General features: G+C 61.9%; 21 protein-coding genes and 1 tRNA gene. 11 read left to right on the top strand and 11 right to left on the bottom strand.

The annotated features are described in order from the left end of the window. Nucleotides 1–277 precede the first annotated feature (277 nt). The 3 genes from SM764_RS02695 to dgcN form a co-directional block, all read right to left on the bottom strand. Entirely contained in the window at nt 278–1,141 is an 864-nt protein-coding gene (locus tag SM764_RS02695; protein ID WP_065271328.1) for a D-amino-acid transaminase, read from the bottom strand. Between the two features lie 10 nt (nt 1,142–1,151). Beyond that, a complete protein-coding gene (gene dgcA, locus SM764_RS02690; protein ID WP_369000951.1) occupies nt 1,152–2,117 on the bottom strand; it encodes an N-acetyl-D-Glu racemase DgcA in 966 nt (321 codons plus the stop codon). 114 nt (nt 2,118–2,231) lie between these two features. Beyond that, nucleotides 2,232–3,233 (bottom strand): N-acetyltransferase DgcN, encoded by a 1,002-nt coding sequence (gene dgcN / locus SM764_RS02685; protein ID WP_274839897.1) that lies wholly within the window; start codon nt 3,231–3,233, stop codon nt 2,232–2,234. A gap of 305 nt (nt 3,234–3,538) precedes the next feature. Here dgcN and SM764_RS02680 point away from each other — a divergent pair, with 305 nt between their 5' ends. The 3 genes from SM764_RS02680 (at nt 3,539) to SM764_RS02670 (ending at nt 5,772) form a co-directional block, all read left to right on the top strand. Beyond that, a complete protein-coding gene (locus tag SM764_RS02680; protein ID WP_065271331.1) occupies nt 3,539–4,498 on the top strand; it encodes an L-malyl-CoA/beta-methylmalyl-CoA lyase in 960 nt (319 codons plus the stop codon). A 169-nt stretch (nt 4,499–4,667) separates the two neighbouring features. Further along, the gene (locus tag SM764_RS02675) at nt 4,668–5,087 is read left to right on the top strand and encodes a Spy/CpxP family protein refolding chaperone (RefSeq protein ID WP_369000950.1); all 420 of its coding nucleotides are present in this window, start codon (nt 4,668–4,670) and stop codon (nt 5,085–5,087) included. A gap of 79 nt (nt 5,088–5,166) precedes the next feature. Further along, nucleotides 5,167–5,772, top strand: coding sequence for a hypothetical protein (locus tag SM764_RS02670; RefSeq protein WP_368947909.1), 606 nt, complete (start codon nt 5,167–5,169; stop codon nt 5,770–5,772). Here SM764_RS02670 and SM764_RS02665 read toward each other — a convergent pair. After that, nucleotides 5,769–6,221 (bottom strand): Lrp/AsnC family transcriptional regulator, encoded by a 453-nt coding sequence (locus SM764_RS02665; RefSeq protein WP_065271334.1) that lies wholly within the window; start codon nt 6,219–6,221, stop codon nt 5,769–5,771. The two genes, SM764_RS02670 and SM764_RS02665, sit on opposite strands and share 4 nt — an antisense overlap. 72 nt (nt 6,222–6,293) lie before the next feature. On the opposite strand from SM764_RS02665, the gene SM764_RS02660 reads away from it, so the two are divergent. Together SM764_RS02660 and SM764_RS02655 are read left to right on the top strand one after the other, a co-directional pair. Continuing rightward, complete coding sequence (locus SM764_RS02660; RefSeq protein ID WP_065271335.1) at nt 6,294–6,890, top strand: LysE family translocator; 597 nt, start codon at nt 6,294–6,296, stop codon at nt 6,888–6,890. Nucleotides 6,891–7,016: 126 nt separating this feature from the next. After that, nucleotides 7,017–7,979 carry an acetyl-CoA carboxylase carboxyltransferase subunit alpha gene (locus SM764_RS02655; RefSeq protein ID WP_065271336.1) on the top strand — a complete coding sequence of 321 codons (963 nt, stop codon included), beginning with the start codon at nt 7,017–7,019 and terminating at the stop codon, nt 7,977–7,979. A 134-nt stretch (nt 7,980–8,113) separates the two neighbouring features. Here the strand turns inward: SM764_RS02655 and SM764_RS02650 are convergent, their stop codons facing one another. Then, the gene (locus tag SM764_RS02650) at nt 8,114–8,767 is read right to left on the bottom strand and encodes a GntR family transcriptional regulator (RefSeq protein ID WP_274829754.1); all 654 of its coding nucleotides are present in this window, start codon (nt 8,765–8,767) and stop codon (nt 8,114–8,116) included. 72 nt (nt 8,768–8,839) lie between these two features. After that, nucleotides 8,840–9,526, bottom strand: coding sequence for a M48 family metallopeptidase (locus SM764_RS02645; protein ID WP_369000949.1), 687 nt, complete (start codon nt 9,524–9,526; stop codon nt 8,840–8,842). Between the two features lie 99 nt (nt 9,527–9,625). On the opposite strand from SM764_RS02645, the gene SM764_RS02640 reads away from it, so the two are divergent. Beyond that, complete coding sequence (locus tag SM764_RS02640; RefSeq protein ID WP_065271339.1) at nt 9,626–9,952, top strand: TIGR02300 family protein; 327 nt, start codon at nt 9,626–9,628, stop codon at nt 9,950–9,952. Nucleotides 9,953–10,147: 195 nt separating this feature from the next. Next, nucleotides 10,148–10,223, top strand: a tRNA-Ala gene (locus tag SM764_RS02635). Nucleotides 10,224–10,312: 89 nt separating this feature from the next. Here SM764_RS02635 and SM764_RS02630 read toward each other — a convergent pair. Genes SM764_RS02630 through SM764_RS02620 form a run of 3 tightly spaced genes read right to left on the bottom strand, consistent with a single transcriptional unit; the run spans nt 10,313 to nt 12,779 of the window. Beyond that, entirely contained in the window at nt 10,313–10,657 is a 345-nt protein-coding gene (locus tag SM764_RS02630) for a hypothetical protein (RefSeq protein WP_369000948.1), read from the bottom strand. A gap of 14 nt (nt 10,658–10,671) precedes the next feature. Continuing rightward, nucleotides 10,672–12,000, bottom strand: coding sequence for an aspartate aminotransferase family protein (locus tag SM764_RS02625; protein ID WP_369000947.1), 1,329 nt, complete (start codon nt 11,998–12,000; stop codon nt 10,672–10,674). 2 nt (nt 12,001–12,002) lie between these two features. Further along, nucleotides 12,003–12,779, bottom strand: coding sequence for a beta-keto acid cleavage family enzyme (locus SM764_RS02620; protein WP_369000946.1), 777 nt, complete (start codon nt 12,777–12,779; stop codon nt 12,003–12,005). 428 nt (nt 12,780–13,207) lie between these two features. Between SM764_RS02620 and SM764_RS02615 the strand changes: the two genes are divergently transcribed. Both SM764_RS02615 and SM764_RS02610 read left to right on the top strand, forming a co-directional pair. Further along, on the top strand, nt 13,208–14,605 hold the full coding sequence (locus SM764_RS02615; RefSeq protein WP_274829759.1) for an aminotransferase family protein: 1,398 nt from the start codon (nt 13,208–13,210) through the stop codon (nt 14,603–14,605). A gap of 100 nt (nt 14,606–14,705) precedes the next feature. Then, nucleotides 14,706–15,299: a GNAT family N-acetyltransferase gene (locus SM764_RS02610; protein WP_368947906.1), complete on the top strand. Its 594-nt coding sequence runs from the start codon at nt 14,706–14,708 to the stop codon at nt 15,297–15,299. Between the two features lie 224 nt (nt 15,300–15,523). Here the strand turns inward: SM764_RS02610 and SM764_RS02605 are convergent, their stop codons facing one another. Both SM764_RS02605 and SM764_RS02600 read right to left on the bottom strand, forming a co-directional pair. Then, on the bottom strand, nt 15,524–16,555 hold the full coding sequence (locus SM764_RS02605; protein ID WP_368947905.1) for a permease: 1,032 nt from the start codon (nt 16,553–16,555) through the stop codon (nt 15,524–15,526). Then, nucleotides 16,548–16,859: an ArsR/SmtB family transcription factor gene (locus SM764_RS02600; protein ID WP_274832649.1), complete on the bottom strand. Its 312-nt coding sequence runs from the start codon at nt 16,857–16,859 to the stop codon at nt 16,548–16,550. Before SM764_RS02600 ends, SM764_RS02605 begins: the two co-directional genes overlap by 8 nt. 124 nt (nt 16,860–16,983) lie before the next feature. Here SM764_RS02600 and pdxR point away from each other — a divergent pair, with 124 nt between their 5' ends. Together pdxR and xsc are read left to right on the top strand one after the other, a co-directional pair. Further along, the gene (gene pdxR, locus SM764_RS02595) at nt 16,984–18,444 is read left to right on the top strand and encodes a MocR-like pyridoxine biosynthesis transcription factor PdxR (protein WP_369000945.1); all 1,461 of its coding nucleotides are present in this window, start codon (nt 16,984–16,986) and stop codon (nt 18,442–18,444) included. A 186-nt stretch (nt 18,445–18,630) separates the two neighbouring features. Next, nucleotides 18,631–20,409 (top strand): sulfoacetaldehyde acetyltransferase, encoded by a 1,779-nt coding sequence (gene xsc / locus SM764_RS02590; RefSeq protein ID WP_369000944.1) that lies wholly within the window; start codon nt 18,631–18,633, stop codon nt 20,407–20,409. Nucleotides 20,410–20,413 lie beyond the last annotated feature (4 nt).

Genomic DNA, 20,413 nt, shown 5'->3' with positions numbered 1-20,413 from the left:
AATCGAAGGAAGACTTATTCAATGAAAGCCTTGTCTCTGGCCGCACATATTGCGCTCGCCACTGCTATACCGACCATCAGTTTTGGGGCCTCATTCTCGCATGCGGGCCTGCAGGCCGATACTTTGGTCCAGCATGGTGGAGGCTGCCGCAAAAGCTCTCCACCGGGCAAATGCTGCCATATGCAGACCAGCACAGGCAGAGTGCACTGCCACTGAAACAACAAAAGGCCGCCCCGTCAGGAGCGGCCTTAATTGTTGATACGGATACGCGCAGCGATCAGATCGCGGCCTTCACCGATTCATCCAGATAGATCTCGCGCAGGCGTTTGGCGATGGGGCCGGGTGTGCCATCGCCCAGCGCAGTGCCGTCAATCTCCACGACCGGCATCACGAATGCGCTGGCAGAGGTGGTAAAGGCCTCGTCCGCCTCTTTCGCCTCGTCGATGGTAAAGAGACGCTCTTCGATTTTCAGCTGCGCTTCTTCTGCCATGCGCAACACGGCCTTGCGGGTGATGCCGTGCAGGATGTCATTGGAGAGCGGGCGGGTGACGATCACACCATCCTTGACGAAATAGGCGTTGTTCGAAGTGCCCTCGGTCACGTAGCCGTCTTCGACCATCCAGGCGTCATCGGCTCCGGCCTTCTTGGCCATCATCTTGCCCATCGAGGGGTACAGCAGCTGCACCGTCTTGATATCGCGGCGGCCCCAGCGGATGTCCTCGATCGAGATGATCTTTGCGCCTTTCTTGGCGGCGGGGCTATCGGCCAGACCCGGCTTGTTCTGGGTGAACAGCACAATCGACGGTTTGGTGGTCTCGGGATCGGGGAAAACGAAATCGCGGTCACCATCGGACCCGCGGGTAACCTGAAGATAAACCAGCCCTTCGTCGATGCCGTTCAGCTCCACCAGCTTGCGGTGGATCTCCAGCAGTTCGTCCTTGGTGCAGGGTTCCTGCATGTCCAGCTCATCCAGCGAGCGTTTCAGGCGCACCGCGTGGCCTTCGAAATCAATCAGCTTGCCGCCCAGAACCGAGGTCACCTCGTATACCGCATCAGCCATCAGGAAGCCGCGATCGAAGATCGAGACCTTCGCTTCGTCTTCCGGCAGGTATTCGCCATTCACATAAACAGTACGGGTCATTGTCATCTCCTCAGCCCCAGAGTTCTGCCTTGGGCGGATGCACACCGGCAGCATCGTATTCCATTGTCGTTTCGCGGTCTTCGGACAGAAGCAGCGGCCCGTCAAGGTCCGTCACCATCGCCCCCTGCGCCAGCAGCACCGCAGGCGCCATCGCCAGCGACGAGCCCATCATGCAGCCGACCATCACGCGGTAACCTTCGGCCAGCGCCGCTTCGCGCAGTTTCAGCGCCTCGGTCAAGCCGCCGGTCTTGTCCAGCTTGATGTTGACAACATCGTATTTGCCTTTGAGTTTCGGCAGGCTGGCGCGGTCATGGCAGCTTTCGTCCGCGCACACCGGCACCGGACGCTCCATGCCAATGAGCGCGTCATCTTCACCGGCAGGCAAGGGCTGTTCGACCAGCGACACGCCCAGACGCACCAAATGCGGCGCAAGCTCGGCATAGACCTCGGCGCTCCAGCCTTCGTTGGCGTCGATAATGATATCCGAGTCCGGTGCCCCGGCGCGCACGGCTTCCAGTCGCGGCATGTCATCGGCGGTGCCCAGCTTGATCTTCAAAAGCGGGCGATGAGCATTCTCGGCGGCCTGCTCCTGCATCACCTCGGGCGTGTCGAGCGACAGAGTATAGGCGGTAATTTCGGGGCCGGGTTTCGGCAGACCGGCCAGTTCCCAGACCCGTTTGCCCGCCAGTTTCGCCTCAAGATCCCAAAGCGCGCAATCCACCGCGTTGCGAGCCGCACCGGCAGGCAGCAGGTCCTGCAGCTCTTCGCGGGTAAAGTTGTCGGGCAGGCCGGTAATTTCGGCGGTCACGCTGTCCAGCGTTTCATCATAGCGGGCATAAGGCACACATTCGCCCCACCCCACAGCCCCGTCTTTTTCGATCCTGACGGTCAGCACCTTCGCCTCAGTCCGCGAGCCGCGGGAGATGGTAAAGGCCCGCGCCAGTTTGAATACATCCGGCGTCACGGTGACTTTCATGTTCGATCCTTTCGGGGTCTTTGTTCGGCTTCTGGGAATGGGTAGGGCCGCACTCCACAGACGCCTGAATTCACATAAAAAGGGCGCCTGCTGCCAGACGCCCCCTTATAACAATCAGATTGCGGCGAGCGCGTCTACCAAGCGGTCGGCGCCATGGCGGTAAGGATCCACCGCGGGCAACCCCATGCGCTTTTCCACTTCCTCAAGGTAGGCAACCGCCTCTTCCTCGTTCAGGTGCTGAGTGTTCACCGAGATACCGACAACCTGACAATCCGGGTTGCCCTTGCGCGCCAGCGGCAGCGCGGTATCGCGCAGCTCTTCGAGGCTGGGCAGGGAATAGCCCGGCAGACCGCGCATATGTTCACGGGTCGGCTCGTGGCACAGGATCAGCGCATCGGGCTGACCGCCATGCACCAGCGCCATGGTCACACCGGAATAGGAAATGTGGAACAGGGAGCCCTGCCCTTCGATCATGTCCCAGTGGTCTTCATCGTTGTCCGGGGTCAGATATTCGATGGAGCCTGCCATGAAGTCGGCAATCACAGCGTCCAGCGGCACACCGTGGCCAGTGATCAGAATGCCGGTCTGGCCGGTGGCGCGGAAGGTGGATTTCATACCGCGTTTTTGCATCTCGGCGTCCATCGCCAACGCAGTGTACATCTTGCCCACCGAGCAGTCGGTGCCAACGGCAAGACAGCGCTTGCCTTTGCGCTTCACGCCATTTGCAATCGGGTAGCCGACCGAAGGCACACGCACGTCATGCAGTGTGCCGCCGTGGGTCTGGGCTGCAGCGACCAGATCGCCTTCGTCGCGCAGCAGGTTGTGTAGGCCGGACGCGATGTCATAACCCATTTCAAGCGCCTTGATCAGCACTTCCTTCCAGGCGGGGGAGATGATCCCGCCGCGGTTGGCGACACCAATCACCAGCGTCTTTGCACCGGCGGCCTTGGCCTCTTCGAGCGACATTTCGGTCAGTCCCAGATCGGCGCCGCAGCCCGGCAGAGAGATCTGCCCGACCGCGTGGTCCGGGCGCCAGTCGCGGATGCCGATGGCAACCTTTGCCGCAAGCATATCGGGCGCATCGCCCAGGAACAGCAGATAGGGTGTCTCGATCATCTCGGGGCCTCCGTTAAACGTGATTCACCGCGAACGATAATCGAGCCGCCTTGCGAAGCGGTCCCATTTTTGCATTTGCAGGAAAGGCATGATCGAAGTTTCTTCTACAAAAATACATTTTCATCGAAGAAAATTCCAACAATGGCGCATTACTCGCTCACTATTATGCGGCAACACGGGAATTCATTGCGATTGCAGCATAGTTGATGCTGCGCCTGCAAAGTCCCTCTTGCATGGGGTTGCGCAATTTCATACCACAATGACCAGTCAAATCGTAATTTCCTTTCCCAGCAAGGAGCGCCCACATGAGCTTCCGCATCCAGCCCGCCGCCCCGGCCCGTCCCAACCGCTGCCAGTTGTTCGGCCCCGGCTCCAACACCAAACTCTTTGCCAAGATGGCCGCCTCGGCTGCGGATGTGATCAATCTGGATCTGGAAGATTCCGTCGCCCCCACCGACAAGGACATTGCCCGCGCCAATGTCATCGAGGCGCTGAACACCGTGGACTGGGGCAACAAGTATATGTCTGTCCGCATCAACGGTCTGGACACGCCCTATTGGTACCGCGACGTGGTCGATCTGCTGGAACAGGCCGGCGACCGTCTGGACCAGATCATGATCCCCAAGGTCGGCTGCGCCGCAGACGTCTATGCTGTCGATGCGCTGGTCACCGCCATCGAGAACGCCAAGGGCCGTACCAAACCAATTTCCTTTGAGGTGATCATCGAATCCGCTGCGGGCATCGCACATGTGGAAGAGATCGCCGCCTCCTCTCCGCGCCTGCAGGCGATGAGCCTTGGCGCCGCCGACTTCGCCGCCTCCATGGGCATGCAGACCACCGGCATCGGCGGCACTCAGGAAAACTACTACATGCTGCATGGCGACACGCGGCACTATTCCGATCCGTGGCACTGGGCCCAGACCGCAATCGTCGCGGCCTGCCGCACCCATGGCGTTCTGCCGGTCGATGGCCCCTTCGGTGATTTCTCGGATGACGACGGCTATATCGCACAGGCCAAACGCTCGGCCACGCTGGGCATGGTCGGCAAATGGGCCATCCATCCGAAACAGATCGCCCTGGCAAACGAGGTCTTCACCCCCTCGGAAGAAGCCGTCGCCGAAGCGCGAGAGATCCTGGCCGCCATGGAACAGGCCAAGGCCAACGGCGAAGGCGCCACAGTATACAAGGGCCGCCTGGTCGACATCGCTTCGATTAAACAGGCCGAAGTGATCGTCGCACAGTCAGAGTTGATCGCAAAAGGCTGACCTTTGAACGCAGTTGACCATGGGGCGTCCGGAATCCGGGCGCCCCATTTTTATTCCGCATTCGCCAAACACATTCAATTTTTTTGATACATATCAACTCAAGAACCCTCCAGTGCTGGAATGTTGCCGCAGAACGAAACCGACAGAATCGGCAACCACTGGTGACGACATGAAAAAAGCCCTTCTTTCCGCAGCACTTGTTCTGGCGACTGCGACCGCCCTCCCCGCCCAGCAAGGCAAGAACCGGAGCGAGCTCTCGGCGCCCATCGTGCGCCTGACGCCGCTGATCAAACAGAATGCCTCCGCGCTTGGCCTCACGGCAGAGCAACGCGCTGATCTGCAGAACTGGCTGGCGGCCAGCCCGCCCAAACGCAATGCTCTGGAAGCCGAGGCAATCGCAGCCCGCGCCGCCCTGCGCACCGCCATTCTGGACGGTGCCCCGGCAGAGGAGCGCGCCAGCCTTGCAGCCAAGGTCGGGGAGTATGAGGTCAAGCTGGTGACCATGCGCTCCAACTGCGCGGACCACTGGCGCACGGTTCTGTCCCCGGAGCAGTTCGCACAGGTCGTGGCCATGGCGCAGAAACAATAATCCCAGATCATTCTTTGGGTCGGCCCCGTTGCCTTTGGCGCCCTATTCCGCGACTAATTGACAGAAACGCGGGGCCGACATGACAGATCTGACCTTATTCCACACGGCCGACGTGCATGTGGCGACATTCGATGCCCTGGCACCCGAGGCCGATCTGACGCATGTGGTGCGTACCGACTGGCTTGAACGGGCCCAGACCGGCGTCGATGCCGCTCTCCGTCAGGAAATTGCCGAAGCGATCCGCGCGACAGAGGGGCCCTCCTTGTGCACCTGCACCACCATCGGCGCAGTGGCTGAAGAAGCAGGCGCCACGCGAATTGACTGGCCGATGATGCAACAGGCCGCGGGCACCGGTGGCCCGGTGATGCTGGTCTATTGTCTGGACAGCACCCGCCTTCCCTCCACCGCCCTGCTGGAACGCGCCTTCACGGAACAGGGCCGCGCGCCCGACATCCGCGCCCTGCCTCTGACCGGCCTTTGGCACCATTTCACCAATGGGGACACCGAGGAGTTCCACAAACAAGTCGCCGCTTGGGTGGGGACAAGCCTTGCGCTCACATCTGGCACCTCTTGCGTGGTTCTGGCGCAGGCGTCGATGGCCGGGGCCGCTCCTCTGATCGACAGCGATGTGCCGGTGCTGACCTCGCCCAAGACCGCCATGGCGGCCCTTCTGGGACAGGGTTAGGCGCGCATATCCTTGGGCGATCCCATGACCACATAGGTTGTGATCCCGGTGACATAGGGCGAGGTGCCCAGAATATCGGTGTGAAACCGTTTGTAGCTGGGCAGATCCGCGCATTCGACCCGCAACAGATATTCGATGGTGCCGGTGATATTGTGGCATTCCACCACTTCGGGCGCGGCCTGCATGGCGCGCTCAAACGCCTCTTGCGCCTCCTTCGTGTGTTCGCCCAGGCCGACACCGATATAGGTGACAAAGCCCACCCCCATCGCCTCGCGGTTCAGCACGGCCTTGTACCCGGTGATGACTCCGGCGCGCTCCAGATCCTGCACCCGCCGCAAACAAGCCGAGGGGGACAGGCCCACACGCTCAGCCAGCTCTAGGTTGCTGATCCGCCCGTCGCGGGACAGCTCCTGCAATATCTGCTGATTTATGCGATCATTTTTAGCCATTAATTGCAACTTTTCGCACCCAGCGCAGCAAAACGCAATTTCATTCGGGCATTGACGCGTCAAATTCTCTCCATGACATACGATCTTCTCCTCGCGCTTGCGCTCTTCGCCTTTGTCTCGTCGATCACGCCGGGACCGAACAACCTGATGCTGATGGCCTCAGGCGCAAATTTCGGCTTTCGCCGCACCATCCCGCATATGCTGGGGGTGGCGTTGGGGTTCGTCTTCATGGTCGTTCTGGTCGGCGCCGGTCTGGTCGGGATCTTCGAAGCCTTCCCCGTCAGCTATACCGTGCTGAAGGTCGCCTCTGTGGCCTATCTTCTGTATCTGGCCTGGAAGATCGCCAACGCAGGACCTGCAGAAACCGGCGAAGGCAAGGGCAACCCGATGACCTTCCTGCAGGCCGCCGCCTTTCAATGGGTCAACCCAAAGGCCTGGGCGATGGCCCTGACCGCGATCAGCGTTTATGCCCCGGATCAGACCCTTTGGGCGATCCTTCTGGTGGCGGCGCTGTTTGGGGCGGTCAACCTGCCCTCGGTCAGTTCCTGGACCCTGCTGGGGCAGCAAATGGCGCGGGTGCTGACCAATCCACGCCGCCTGATGCTGTTCAACTGGGCCATGGCGGCGCTGCTGGTCGCATCGCTTTACCCGGTGATCTGGCCCGCGTAACGCCACCGGCCTGCGCCGCCGCGAGCCACCGGGGACAAGACAGATGCGTGTGGCGAGTTGCATCCGGCGCCCGACAAGGCCATATATCGCACAAACCGCGCACCGTAAGGCGCTCAGTGAGGCGACATGACCCAGTATCTGGAATTTGAAAAACCGCTGGCCGAGATCGAAGGCAAAGCAGAAGAACTGCGCGCCCTGGCCCGCACCAACGAAGAGATGGACGTGGCCGATGAGGCCGCCGCGCTGGATGCCAAGGCCGAACAGCTGCTGAAGGATCTCTACAAGGACCTGACGCCCTGGCGCAAATGCCAGGTCGCGCGCCATCCCGAGCGTCCGCATTGCCGCGACTATATCGATGCGCTTTTCACCGAATACACGCCGCTGGCCGGCGACCGGAACTTTGCCGACGATCTGGCGGTCATGGGCGGTCTTGCTCGTTTCAACGATCAGCCGGTGATGGTGATCGGCCACGAAAAGGGCGCCGATACCAAGACCCGCATCGCGCATAACTTTGGCATGGCCCGCCCCGAAGGCTACCGCAAGGCCGTGCGCCTGATGGAGATGGCCGGGCGCTTCGGCCTGCCGGTCATTACGCTGGTGGACACCACCGGCGCCTACCCCGGCAAGGGCGCCGAGGAACGCGGCCAGTCTGAAGCCATCGCCCGTTCCACTGAAATGAGCCTGCAGATCGGCGTGCCGGTTGTGTCGGTCATCATCGGTGAAGGAGGATCCGGCGGCGCCGTCGCCTTTGCCACCGCCAACCGGGTCGCCATGCTGGAACATGCGGTCTATTCGGTGATCAGCCCCGAAGGCTGCGCCTCGATCCTGTGGAAGGATGCCGAGAAGATGCGCGAAGCCGCCGAGGCGCTGCGCCTGACCGCGCAGAACCTTCTGGAACTGGCCGTCATCGACCGGATCATCGCCGAACCGCTGGGCGGTGCCCATCGGGATGCCTCCGGCACCATTGCCTCGGTCGGCGCAGCGATCACAGCGATGCTGGATGAGCTGAAGGACAAGGACGGCGCTGCCCTGATCAAGGACCGCCGCCAGAAATTCCTCGATATCGGCTCCAAGGGCCTCGCGGCCTGATGTGACCTGACCGCGGCGCCGCTGCCAGCGGCGCCCGGCCCAACGGGCCGCGGAGTTTCGCAGAAACACCAAGGCCGGGCGGGAGCGCCCCTCCCCACCATTCACAATCACACCTGGATTGGTTTTCCGGCGCCCTAGCCCGCCAGCAGGCGCAGACCCTGCGTCACATCCGACCGCACCGCCAGCCGCAATCCCGGCTCATCCCCCGCCTTCAATGCCGCGATGATCAGCTTGTGATTATGCGGCGGTTCGGTCCGGCGAAGACGGCCATAAAGCGCCCGCATGGTCGGCCCCAGCTGCAACCAGACCGTTTCCGCCATCGCCAGCATCGCAGGCGCCTGCGCCCGCAGGTACAGCGTGCGGTGAAATTCCAGATTGGCGCGGATGTATCCCACCGCATCGCGTTTCGACACCATTTCGGCCACGGTGACATTGATCGCCTGCAGCCTGTCGATCAGCGCCATATGAGCCCGCGGCAGCGCCCGGCTCGACAATTCCACCTCCAGCAGCGACCGCAGCGCTGCAAGCTCCTCGATCCGTTCGTTGCTCAGCTCGGGTGTCGACACCCGCCCCGAGGAGGACAGGAACAAGGCCCCCTCGGCCACCAGGCGGCGCACCGATTCCCGGGCCGGGGTCATGGAAACATCGAACTCACGTCCAATCCCACGCAGGGTCAGCGCCTCGCCCGGCGCGATCTCTCCGTGCATGATACGCGTGCGCAGCGCCCGGTAGACGCGATCATGGGCTGACGACAGCCCGTCGGATGTGGAGCGGGTAGACAAGGTCATGGCCTGTTGTGATCACAAATGAAACCAAGGTCAATGCGCCACGCGCGCACATCCTTGATGGCACCACCTTGGTCAGTCCGTGAACCGGTAGCGGTGCAACTGACTGCCATTCTCCCTCAGCCATCTGCGCGGCGCCTCATGATCGCCGAAAAGATCCTGAACCACGGTCCAGAAATCTGCCGAGTGGTTCATTTCCTGCAAATGCGCCACCTCATGCGCAGCCACATAACGCAGGACCTCTGGCGGGGCGAGGATCAGACGCCAAGAATACATCAGCGCCCCGGCCGAGGAACATGACCCCCAGCGCGAGCGCGTGTCGCGCAGAACCAGCTTGTGAAACGGACGGCCCAGCTGCGCCGAATAGGCATCCGACGCCGCGGCCAGCCGATCCCGGGCCAATTCCCGCAGGTAGCGTTCCAACGATCGGGCCGGCCGGTCACCAGAGACCGCGATCTCATCCCCGCCGACCCGCACGCCCCGCGCCTGCCCGCGCACGACCCGCAAGTCGCGCCCGGCCACCGGCAGCACCGTTCCAAATGTCACCGCGACCTGTCCGGGATGACGCGCCAAATGCCCGCGGATCCAATCTTCCTTCTCGGCGGCAAATTCCAGGGCCGCGCGTTCAGGCAGAGACTTGGGCAATGTCAGCGTGACCCGACCGTCCAGCGCGGAAATCCGCAGGCTGATCCGACGCGCACGCGCGGAGCGACGCAGAAACAGTGGCACCGGAGGGTCCCCCGGCAGATGATGGGCGCTCATCGGCTCTCCCTAGCAGGCAAAGGCTTTGACAGTACCATCCTCATATGGCAAGGCACCTGAATCGTCGATACGACTCACCAGTAAATCAAGGGGATCCACATGCCCAAGGAAGAATGGGGTGTAAAGCGCGTTTGCCCGACCACCGGAAAACGCTTTTATGACCTGAACAAGGACCCGATCGTCAGCCCCTACACGGGCGAGGTCGTTGCCCTCGACACCGGCAAGAGCCGCATGATCGAAGCCGACTCGGAAGATGCTGCATCGATGAAGGCCAAAGAGAACATGGACGGGGACGACGCAGTTCTGGAAGATGACGAAGACGTCGATCTGGATCTGGGCGATGACGTTCTGGACGATGATGACGATGACGACAACGTCTCGCTCGACGAGATCGCCGACGTCGCATCCGAGGACGACGAGTCCTGATTCAAGGCCCGCGTATGGGCCCGGATGCCGCCAAATGGCGGATTGACCGGGGCAGTTTCGGCCCCGCTTCACCCGGGCCCGGATGGGCCACAAAAAAACTCTGAATGATGGTGCATTTTGCACTTGCAGCCTGCTCCATCGTCCCTTAAACGACCACTCACACCGGATGAGGCAACAGCCAAGCCGGATGTGAATGGGGCCTTAGCTCAGTTGGGAGAGCGCTTGCATGGCATGCAAGAGGTCAGGGGTTCGACTCCCCTAGGCTCCACCATTCACCCCCAGACATTGCAAACTAATCAATCCTCTGGGCATGCATTTTGCGTGTCTCCCGCTTTCGACCTATGGGCAAATCAGGGATGCTCAGCCTGCGTCAATCCAAGGCGGTTCAATCCGGTCACCGTTCACCCGCACCTCATCCTGCTCATTGTCGAGCACGACAGGATTGTCGTAGATCTCCAGCGTCGGGCGCACACCAAAGCGCCCCGCCATCCAGTCCGCCCATCCTTCATTGAACCAGGCTTCGGCATCCGCACGGGTATCGAACTCGTAAATTCCACCACCACCTGCGTCGCTGTTGAGGAAATACTTACGCCTCAAACCCTTGACGTCGTGGAAAATCTTTGTCGCTTCAACGGATTGGCGGGCAACCAGATCCGCATCCCGTTTCGGTCCTTCCAGCGGAATTCTGACGATGGCGATGATCATGACGATGACCCCTGTCAGCCTTGAGGCAGGGACTGTGTTATCGCCACGTCCAGCTTGTCGACCACCTCGGTGATCTGATCCCCCGAAATGATAAAGGGCGGCGCCAGAAGAATGTGATCGCCGTTGCGGCCATCGCGGGTGCCCGACATCGGATAGCAGATCAGCCCGGCTTCAAAAGCGGCCTTCTTGATCTTCCCCGCCAGCCCAAGTGACGGGTCAAAGGGCGTCTTGCTGTCGCGGTCACGGACCAGCTCGATGCCCCGAAACAGACCACGCCCGCGAATGTCGCCGACATTGGGATGCTGGCCGAACCGCTCCTGCAGGGCAGATTGCAGGCGATCGCCCATTGCCGCGCAGCGAGTCACCAGATCCCGCTCCAGCATCTGGCTCACCACCGCCAGCCCGGCCGCCGTGGCCACCGGATGGCCGATATAGGTATGCCCGTGCTGGAAAAAGCCGCTGCCGCCTTCGATGGCCTCATGGATCTGGCGGGAGCATAGCATCGCCCCGATCGGCTGGTAACCCGCACCCAACCCCTTTGCGATACACAGGATGTCGGGCACGACACCGTCGGCGTCACAGGCAAACAGGTGACCGGTACGTCCCATGCCGCACATGACCTCATCCAGGATCAGCAGCACGCCATATTTGTCGCAGATCTCGCGGATGCGTTTGAAATAGCCTTCGACCGCAGGTACCGCCCCGGATGTGGCGCCCACTACTGGTTCGGCCATGAAGGCCATCACGGTTTCGGGGCCAAGACGCAGGATCTCCGCCTCCAGTTCATCCGCGGCGCGCTGGCCATAGTCAAAACTGCTCTCGCCCTCGGCCCGGTCCACATATTCATAACAAGGCGCGATATGGGACACGCCGATCAGCAGCGGATCGAACTGCTGCCGCCGCCAGGCATTGCCACCCGCCGCCAAGGCGCCAAGCGTGTTGCCGTGATAGCTTTGCCGCCGGGCAATCAGGTGCCGCCGCTCCGGCTCCCCCTTTTCCAGGAAATACTGTCGTGCCAGCTTGATCGCCGCCTCGGTCGCCTCGGATCCGCCCGAGACAAAATAGACCCGGTCCAGATCGCCCGGCGCATTGGCTATCAGCAGATCGGCGAGCGCCTCGGCCGGTTCCGAGGTCATGAAGCCGGTATGGGCAAAAGCCAGCTGTCCCACCTGCTGCTGCACCGCCGCGATGACCGCCGCATCGGAATGGCCAAGGCAGGACACCGCCGCGCCACCCGATCCGTCGAAATACCGCTTTCCTGTTGAATCAATGAGGTAACAGCCATCGCCCCCCACGGCAGTGGGCAGGTTCGCCTTGGTATGACGGGGAAATACATGAGACATTTTCAGCCCTCCTTGAGGCTGTGACCGGCATCCTGTGCGGCCCTGACCAGCGCCGCTACCGAGGCTGCATTGTCCTGCAGCATCTCGCCCTCCGGCGTTTCAATATTATTCTCAAATCCGATTCGCGCATCCCCTCCGGCAGCAATCGCCGCCAGCAGGCAGGCCCGTTCGTTGCGGCCAAAGGCGCAGGCGGTCCAGTTGAGTTTCAGATCCGCTGCCGCCGACAGAAACCCGGCCAGATCCTCCGGCTGCCCCAACACCGGCGGTGCGTAGCTTCCGAGGACAAAGATCGCATCGTGCATCGAGGGCGGCACCGTGCCATCGCCGTACCATTCCTTCAGCTGCGCGATACAGGACGACCCATACAGGATATGCTGAACCCGCGTTCCGACCTCAGCACTAAATGCATAGGCCCGCGCGGCTACTGCCAGATCCCGCGCCATTTCCCGGACCGAGACCGAGGCCGCCGCCGGGCGCAGCTGCATCAGGCAATGTAACTGGTCCTTGGGAGAGAAGAGACCCGCGCTTTCGGTGGTGATCTGCACCTTCATGCCGGGCGCCGCCTCCTGCACCGCTTCCATCGCCGTGCGATAGCGCCCGACGTCCAGCGAATGCCGACCCTCCTCATCCCGCACATGCAGGTGCAGCGCCCCTGCTCCGGCCACATAACAGTCCGCGGCCGTCTGCGCGATTTCCTCAGGTGTCACCGGCAGGTTCAAATGATCCCGCTTGCCACGCCGTGCCCCACTCGGGGCAACCATCACTGTGAACTCCGCCACGCCCATTCTCCGCTGGCCAATGCTGCGCCCGACCATGATAGGAAAAATGCACGCTCTCAATTAACACACGAAAGAACACACGTTCTTTTGATCTGCACCGGATCGCGATATACTGGGAAAACCCGCGTTTATCCCCGGATCACCCGCCCCGGAACACTGCCACGCCCGATTTTCGGGCAACCTGCCGGGCCACATGCGGAAAACCGCTGGAGCATAGCGGCGCACCCAAGGCAAAGAACGGAAGTTCTGCCCTTGAAAACAGGGGCCTGATACGGGCGGCGCAGGAAACTCGCTGCACTGGCCACAAAGCTCATCACCATCTGGACCTAGTGCAAGCGGCAGATTTGGCGTTTCGTCAAACTCAGAAAAGTCCGGCTTGCTGTTTTGCGCGCCGGACCAGAACACCACTTTTTAGGGAAGGACATGTCATGGACGGCACGTTCAACGAAAACGACCTCAGCCGGGTGATTGACGCCGACAAGGCGCATGTCTGGCACCACCTGATCCAGCACAAACCCTTTGAGACCAGCGATCCCCGGATCATCGTCGAAGGCAAAGGCATGCGGGTCTGGGACCAGAACGGCAAGGAATGGCTGGACGCGGTCTCCGGTGGGGTCTGGACGGTGAACGTCGGCTATGGCCGCGAGGAAATCTGCAAGGCGGTCTATGACCAGTTGATGAAGCTTTGCTATTTCGCGCAGTCCGCAGGTTCTATTCCCGGCTCGCTCTTTGCCGAAAAGCTGATCGAGAAGATGCCCGGCATGAGCCGCGTTTACTACAACAACTCCGGCTCCGAGGCGAACGAGAAAGCCTTCAAGATGGTGCGCCAGATCGCGCACAAGAAATACGGCGGCAAGAAGCACAAGATCCTTTACCGCGACCGCGATTACCACGGCTCCACCCTGGCGGCGATGTCGGCGGGCGGCCAGGATGAGCGCAACGCCCAATACGGCCCCTTTGCCCCCGGTTTCGTACGGGTGCCCCACTGCATGGAATACCGCAAGCACGAGCTGGGTCTTGAGCATCTGTCGGGCGAGGAATTCGGCATCGCGGCCGCCAACCTGATCGAAGAGGTTATCCTGCGCGAAGGACCCGACACCGTTGGCGCCCTCTGCCTGGAACCGGTGACTGCCGGCGGCGGCGTGATCGAGGCCCCCGAAGGCTATTGGCCGCGGGTGCAGGAGATCTGCAAGAAATATGACATCCTGCTGCACATCGACGAGGTGGTTTGCGGGATCGGTCGTACCGGCACCTGGTTCGGCTACCAGCACTACGGCATCCAGCCCGATTTCGTCACCATGGCCAAAGGCGTCGCCTCGGGCTATGCTGCGATCGCCTGCATGGTCACCACCGAAGAAATCTTCGAGATGTTCAAGGACGACGCGGACGATCCGATGAACTATTTCCGTGACATCTCCACCTTCGGCGGCTGCACCGCTGGTCCCGCTGCCGCGCTGGCCAACATGCAGATCATCGAAGACGAGGGCCTGCTCGACAACTGCACCGCCATGGGCGAGCGGATGATGAACAACCTCAAGGCGCTGCAGGAAAAACACCCCGTGATCGGCGATGTGCGCGGTAAGGGTCTGTTCCTCGGCGCCGAACTGGTCACCGACCGCGAAAGCAAGGAACCGGTGGACGAGAAACAGGCACAGGCCGTAGTGGCCGAGGTCGGCGCCCAAGGCGTTATCATTGGCGTCACCAACCGTTCGATCCCCGGCAAGAACAACACCCTCTGCTTCAGCCCGGCACTGATCGCAACGGCCGAGGATATCGACGCCATCACCGATGCGGTGGACGTGGCCCTGACCAAGGTCTTTGGCTGATCAGGCCAATTGGACTACTTAGATTTTTGAAAGGCGGCCCTTTGCACCGGGCCGCCTTTCCTCTTTTCTGGCGGGGCGACACAGCACAAGGAAGCCCGCCATGCCCGGCCCTCTCTGGATGACAGCATCCACCCTGACCTCGGACAAGGTGACACTGGCACCGCTCACACGGGATAACACCCCGGATCTGGCAGAGGCTGCGGACGATGGCGCCCTGCACCGGCTCTGGTACACTACGGTCCCCACACCGGACCGGGTCCCGGCAGAAATCGACCGCCGCCTCGCGCTTCAGGAGGCAGGATCCATGGTGCCTTTCGCCATCCTCGACCCACAGGGCCGCGCCCTGGGCATGACTACCTACATGAATATCGACCACGGCAACCGCCGCGTCGAAATCGGCTCCACCTGGTACCGCAAATCGGTACAGCGCACCGGGATCAACACCGCCTGCAAGCTCATGATGCTGCGCCACGCATTCGAAGACCGCGATGCCATCGCGGTGGAATTCCGCACCCACCGCCTCAACCGGCAAAGCCGCGCCGCAATCGAACGGCTCGGCGCCCAGCTGGACGGTATCCTGCGGGCGCACATGATCATGCCCGACGGCAGCCTGCGTGATTCCGCTGTCTACTCCATCACCGCCGCCGATTGGCCCGCGGTCCGCGCAAACCTGGAATTCATGACCCAAAGGTGATCCCCCCGCGGGTCAAGGAGGCCGCAAGGCCCCGCCGTCAGGCGGCTTGTCCTTGACGCGCAAATCTTAAGACACTCGGAAACGGCCCTTACGGGGCAGACCTGCCCCGTAAGGGCTATCTCAGCAAGAAAAAGCGCCGCGCGTCAGCGCGGCGCTTGGCCCAACGGGAGAGGAGCAATCTTCGATTGCCGCGATCCGGGCGGGAGCGCCCCGCCCGCGCCCCCTCACAGCATCTGAAACAGAATGCCGGACAGGATTGCACCGCTGACCCCCAGCCCCAGATAGGCGGCAAAGACCTGCGGCTTCACCAGCGACCAGACCGCAGCCATGGCCGGGATCGAACTCACCGCACCGGCAATCAAAAAGGCCATCGCCGCCCCAGCGCTCATCCCCTGCTCTATCAGTCCCGCCAGCAGCGGCGGCGCCACGTAGGAGTTGAGGTAGGCCGGCATGCCCACCAGCGCGGCCACGGCAATCGGCACCACGCCTTCACCGCCGACCAGACCCGCAATGACATCCGCCGGGACATAGGACACCAGCAGCGCCTCCAGCACATAGGCCAGCGCCAGCCACTTCAGCAGGAACAGACCGTTGGCGACAAATTCGCTACGGAACCGTTGCCGACGCTCAGGGTCGGACCAGAAGGCCCAGACCGGCTTTGCATCGGCCTTTGGCGCACCGCATCCGCAACAGCTGGTTTTCTGCACCTGCTTCAGCGGGTTTGCGAAGACACCGTGGCCCATCAGCGCCTTGATCGCGAAGCCCCCGAACAGCCCCAGCGCCACGGCAGCAACCGCCTTGCCGATGGCAAAGGGCCAGCCCAGCGCCCCGGCGGTGATCAACAACGTCGGCGGATCGATCAGCGGTGAGGACAGCCAGAATGCCATGACAGCCGACAACGGCGCGCCCAAAGCCAGCAGCCCGGCGATAAAGGGAATGACCTCGCAGGAACAGAAGGGCGCCAGTCCGCCAAACACCGCCGCAAGAAAGATCATCCGCACCTCGCGCCCCTCAAAGGCCCGCGCCACCAGAGCTTCGGCGCCGGTTGCCTTCAGATACGCCAGTAGCAGCACAGCAAACAGGATGTAACGACCGGTATGGGCCAGCGCATTCAGCGCAAAGATCACAATGGTCTGGAAATTTCCCATATCCAGCACCGCAACAGAAACCAGCAGCGCCACGATCACGGCCCAGGGCGTTTTGAGCCAGCGCAGCAGCGCCTGCGAGGCCCCGAGATTTTGAGTGAGATCAGCCATCGTTTGCAGCCTCCTGCATTTGATCCGAGCAGCATTCACAGAGAATGAAGTCCGCCAGCGCCCGCAGCCGGTCGAAATCGGCCCGGCTAATCGTCGCGCGTCCCACCTTCTCCTGCACCACGACACCGGCGCCCGAAAGAAATTTCAAATGATGCGCCAGCGTCGAGGGCGCGATGCCCGTGCGGGTCTGAATGTCCTGAACCCGCAATCCATCGCGCCCTGCCCGGACCAGACAGCGCAGGACCTTTAGACGCGCCTCTGACCCCATGGCCGCAAAACCACCTGCTGCTTCTTCCCACTGCATGACATGCTCCAATAAAGCCATAAAACTAGTTATTTCGATTTGACACTCAAAATCAAGCTCAAAAAATCATCCGGGATGGTAAGTCCAGATTGCGCTCGCCCTAAGGCCAGCCTACTGTCCCGGAATGGCCATTTCCGTCGACACATTCTTTCTCAACCCGGATGCGCAGGGCACGCTTCAGGCGCAGATCCAGGAGATGATCGCCGAAGGCGTTCTGTCGGGCCGTTTCCGGGTCGGAGAGAAGCTGCCATCCTCGCGCAAACTGGCCAGCCACCTTGGCATTAGCCGCATCACCGTGACGCTGGCCTATACGGAACTTCTGGCCAATGACTATCTGACGTCGCGCGGGCGGTCTGGGTATTACGTCTCGGAAAACGCGCCGGTGCCGCCCAGTTACACGCCGCCGCAACGCTCTGATGACGCGGTAGACTGGTCGCAGGCCATTGCCCGCACCTTTACCGGTGGCGATACGCCCCGCAAACCGCGGGACTGGCGCAACTACCGCTATCCTTTCATCTATGGTCAGGCCGATGCCTCGCTGTTTGATCATGCCAACTGGCGGCTTTGCGCGCTGCGGGCGCTGGGGCAGAAAGACTTTGCCGCGCTGACCAACGACTATTTCGATCAGGATGATCCCCTGCTGATCGAATATATCGCCCGCCACACCCTGCCACGCCGTGGTGTCACCGCCCGCCCCGAGCAGATCCTGATCACCCTCGGGGCGCAGAATGCCCTGTGGCTGGTGATCCAGCTTTTGCTGAACCGGGGGCGTAAAGCGGCGATCGAGGATCCGACCTATTACACCCTGCGCGATCAGCTGACCCATGTGCGCTGCCAGATGGATTGTATTCCGGTGGATGCCGACGGTCTGCCGCCGGAGCAGATCGCGGAAGACACCGACGTGATCTTTTGCACCCCCAGCCACCAAAGCCCGACCACCGCCACCATGCCCATGGCCCGGCGCAAGCAACTGCTGGAGCGCGCCCGCGAGATCGACGCGGTGATTGTCGAGGACGACTACGAGTTCGAGATGTCCTTCCTCGGCGCCCCCTCCCCGGCGCTCAAATCCCTCGATACCGACGGGCGCGTGGTCTATGTCGGCAGCTTTTCCAAATCGTTGTTTCCGGGGCTGCGACTGGGCTATCTGGTAGGCTCCGAAAGCTTCATCCGTCAGGCCCGCGCCCTGCGCGCCAGCGTGCTGCGCCACCCGCCTGGGCACATTCAGCGCACTGTCGCCTATTTCCTCTCCCTCGGTCACTACGATTCCCAGATCCGTCGCACCGCCAAGGAACTGCACAACCGCCGCCTGGTCATCGAAGAGGCCATCGCCGCGCATGGGCTGTCGATCTCGGGTGTTGGCGTCTACGGTGGCTCATCCCTCTGGATGCGCGCGCCGGAGGGCGTCGATACCGCCGCCGCAGCAGAGCGCCTGAGGGAAAAGAGCGTCATCATCGAACCCGGCGCGCCCTTCTTTGCGCCCCAACACCGCAAGCAGAACTATTACCGGCTGGGCTATTCCTCGATCCCGGCAAACCGTATCGAACCAGGGCTGGCGCTGCTGTCCGAGGCGCTGAAACCGTCCTGAGGTTGCCGCGGCCACAGGCGCGCATGCGTTTTCTGCAGCCGTGATACACCCCCATCAGGCCGCGCCATATCTGGCCCTAATCCGGACAGGTATCTGGCCCTAACCCCTCCCCTTCCGACAGCCTAAACCGGATATAACGCCCGGCGCCGGCCTGGCCCTGTCAGCGTCTCATCAGGAGAACACACCATGAAAATGACCACCGAGGAAGCCTTTGTCAAAACCCTGCAAATGCATGGGATTGAACATGCTTTCGGGATTATCGGCTCGGCGATGATGCCGATTTCGGACCTGTTTCCCAAGGCAGGCATCACCTTCTGGGACTGCGCGCATGAAGGCAGCGCCGGCATGATGGCCGATGGCTACACCCGCGCCACCGGCAAGATGTCGATGATGATCGCCCAGAACGGCCCTGGCATCACCAACTTTGTCACCGCCGTCAAAACCGCCTACTGGAACCACACCCCGCTGCTGCTGGTCACCCCGCAGGCGGCGAACAAGACCATCGGTCAGGGCGGTTTCCAGGAAGTCGAGCAAATGAAACTGTTCGAGGACATGGTCGCCTATCAGGAAGAGGTGCGCGATCCCTCCCGCGTGGCCGAAGTTCTGAACCGGGTGATCATGCAGGCCAAACGCGCCTCGGCCCCGGCGCAACTGAACATTCCGCGCGATATGTGGACCCAGGTCATCGACGTTGCTCTGCCCGCCATCGTCGAATTCGAACGCCCCACCGGGGGCGAAACCGCGCTAGCGCAGGCGGCTGACCTGCTGTCGAACGCCAAGAACCCGGTGATCCTGAACGGTGCCGGTGTGGTGCTGTCCAAGGGTGGCATCGCCGCCTCCAAGGCGCTGGCAGAACGTCTCGATGCCCCCGTCTGCGTCGGCTACCAGCACAATGACGCCTTCCCCGGATCGCATCCGCTGTTCGCAGGTCCGCTTGGCTACAACGGCTCAAAGGCCGGTATGGAACTGATCAAGGAAGCCGATGTGGTGCTCTGCCTTGGCACCCGGCTCAACCCCTTCTCGACCCTGCCCGGCTATGGGATGGAATATTGGCCCACCGAAGCCAAGATCATTCAGGTCGACATCAACCCGGACCGCATCGGCCTGACCAAACCGGTGACGGTTGGCATCGTTGGCGATGCGGCCAAGGTGGCCACGACGATCCTGAACCAGTTGAGCGACAGCGCTGGCGACGAAGGCCGCGCGGATCGCAAGGCGCGGATCGCCGAAGCCAAATCCCGCTGGGCGCAACAGCTCAGCTCGATGGACCACGAGGATGACGATCCCGGCACCACCTGGAATGAACGCGCCCGCGCCGACAAACCGGATTGGATGAGCCCTCGCATGGCCTGGCGCGCGATCCAGTCGGCGCTGCCCCGCGAAGCGATCATCTCTTCCGACATCGGCAACAACTGCGCCATCGGCAACGCTTATCCGTCCTTTGACGAGGGCCGCAAATATCTGGCACCGGGTCTGTTCGGTCCCTGCGGATACGGCCTGCCTGCCGTGGTAGGCGCCAAGATCGGCTGCCCGGACGTGCCGGTCGTGGGCTTCTCCGGCGACGGTGCCTTTGGCATCGCCGTGAACGAGCTGACCGCGATTGGCCGCGAGGAATGGCCCGCTGTCACTCAGGTGGTATTCCGCAACTACCAGTGGGGCGCAGAGAAACGGAACTCGACCCTGTGGTTCGATGACAACTTTGTCGGCACCGAGCTGGATCAGCAGGTCTCTTATGCCGGGATCGCCAATGCCTGCGGCCTGAAAGGCGTCGTCGCCCGCACCATGGAAGAGCTGACCGCTGCGTTGGCACAGGCGATCGAGGACCAGAAGAACGGTATCACCACCCTCATCGAGGCCATGATCAACCAGGAACTGGGTGAACCCTTCCGCCGCGACGCCATGAAGAACCCGGTCGAGGTCGCTGGCATCTCTGCCGACGACATGCGTCCGCAACAGGTCGGCTGAACGC

The sequence above is a fragment of the Pseudophaeobacter sp. 1A16562 genome, from assembly GCF_041008785.1.
GTDB classification, from domain to species: domain Bacteria; phylum Pseudomonadota; class Alphaproteobacteria; order Rhodobacterales; family Rhodobacteraceae; genus Phycobacter; species Phycobacter gallaeciensis_A.
Note: the sequence above shows the minus strand (reverse complement) of the source record. Positions and strands in the feature narration are given on the sequence as shown.

Excerpts from the sequence above, each read along its gene's own strand:
- SM764_RS02695 (WP_065271328.1), bottom strand. The coding sequence starts at position 1,141 with ATGACCCGTACTGTTTATGTGAATGGCGAATACCTGCCGGAAGACGAA.
- dgcA (WP_369000951.1), bottom strand. The coding sequence starts at position 2,117 with ATGAAAGTCACCGTGACGCCGGATGTATTCAAACTGGCGCGGGCCTTT.
- dgcN (WP_274839897.1), bottom strand. The coding sequence starts at position 3,233 with ATGATCGAGACACCCTATCTGCTGTTCCTGGGCGATGCGCCCGATATG.
- SM764_RS02680 (WP_065271331.1), top strand. The coding sequence starts at position 3,539 with ATGAGCTTCCGCATCCAGCCCGCCGCCCCGGCCCGTCCCAACCGCTGC.
- SM764_RS02675 (WP_369000950.1), top strand. The coding sequence starts at position 4,668 with ATGAAAAAAGCCCTTCTTTCCGCAGCACTTGTTCTGGCGACTGCGACC.
- SM764_RS02670 (WP_368947909.1), top strand. The coding sequence starts at position 5,167 with ATGACAGATCTGACCTTATTCCACACGGCCGACGTGCATGTGGCGACA.
- SM764_RS02665 (WP_065271334.1), bottom strand. The coding sequence starts at position 6,221 with ATGGCTAAAAATGATCGCATAAATCAGCAGATATTGCAGGAGCTGTCC.
- SM764_RS02660 (WP_065271335.1), top strand. The coding sequence starts at position 6,294 with ATGACATACGATCTTCTCCTCGCGCTTGCGCTCTTCGCCTTTGTCTCG.
- SM764_RS02655 (WP_065271336.1), top strand. The coding sequence starts at position 7,017 with ATGACCCAGTATCTGGAATTTGAAAAACCGCTGGCCGAGATCGAAGGC.
- SM764_RS02650 (WP_274829754.1), bottom strand. The coding sequence starts at position 8,767 with ATGACCTTGTCTACCCGCTCCACATCCGACGGGCTGTCGTCAGCCCAT.
- SM764_RS02645 (WP_369000949.1), bottom strand. The coding sequence starts at position 9,526 with ATGAGCGCCCATCATCTGCCGGGGGACCCTCCGGTGCCACTGTTTCTG.
- SM764_RS02640 (WP_065271339.1), top strand. The coding sequence starts at position 9,626 with ATGCCCAAGGAAGAATGGGGTGTAAAGCGCGTTTGCCCGACCACCGGA.
- SM764_RS02630 (WP_369000948.1), bottom strand. The coding sequence starts at position 10,657 with ATGATCATCGCCATCGTCAGAATTCCGCTGGAAGGACCGAAACGGGAT.
- SM764_RS02625 (WP_369000947.1), bottom strand. The coding sequence starts at position 12,000 with ATGTCTCATGTATTTCCCCGTCATACCAAGGCGAACCTGCCCACTGCC.
- SM764_RS02615 (WP_274829759.1), top strand. The coding sequence starts at position 13,208 with ATGGACGGCACGTTCAACGAAAACGACCTCAGCCGGGTGATTGACGCC.
- SM764_RS02610 (WP_368947906.1), top strand. The coding sequence starts at position 14,706 with ATGCCCGGCCCTCTCTGGATGACAGCATCCACCCTGACCTCGGACAAG.
- SM764_RS02605 (WP_368947905.1), bottom strand. The coding sequence starts at position 16,555 with ATGGCTGATCTCACTCAAAATCTCGGGGCCTCGCAGGCGCTGCTGCGC.
- SM764_RS02600 (WP_274832649.1), bottom strand. The coding sequence starts at position 16,859 with ATGCAGTGGGAAGAAGCAGCAGGTGGTTTTGCGGCCATGGGGTCAGAG.
- pdxR (WP_369000945.1), top strand. The coding sequence starts at position 16,984 with ATGGCCATTTCCGTCGACACATTCTTTCTCAACCCGGATGCGCAGGGC.
- xsc (WP_369000944.1), top strand. The coding sequence starts at position 18,631 with ATGAAAATGACCACCGAGGAAGCCTTTGTCAAAACCCTGCAAATGCAT.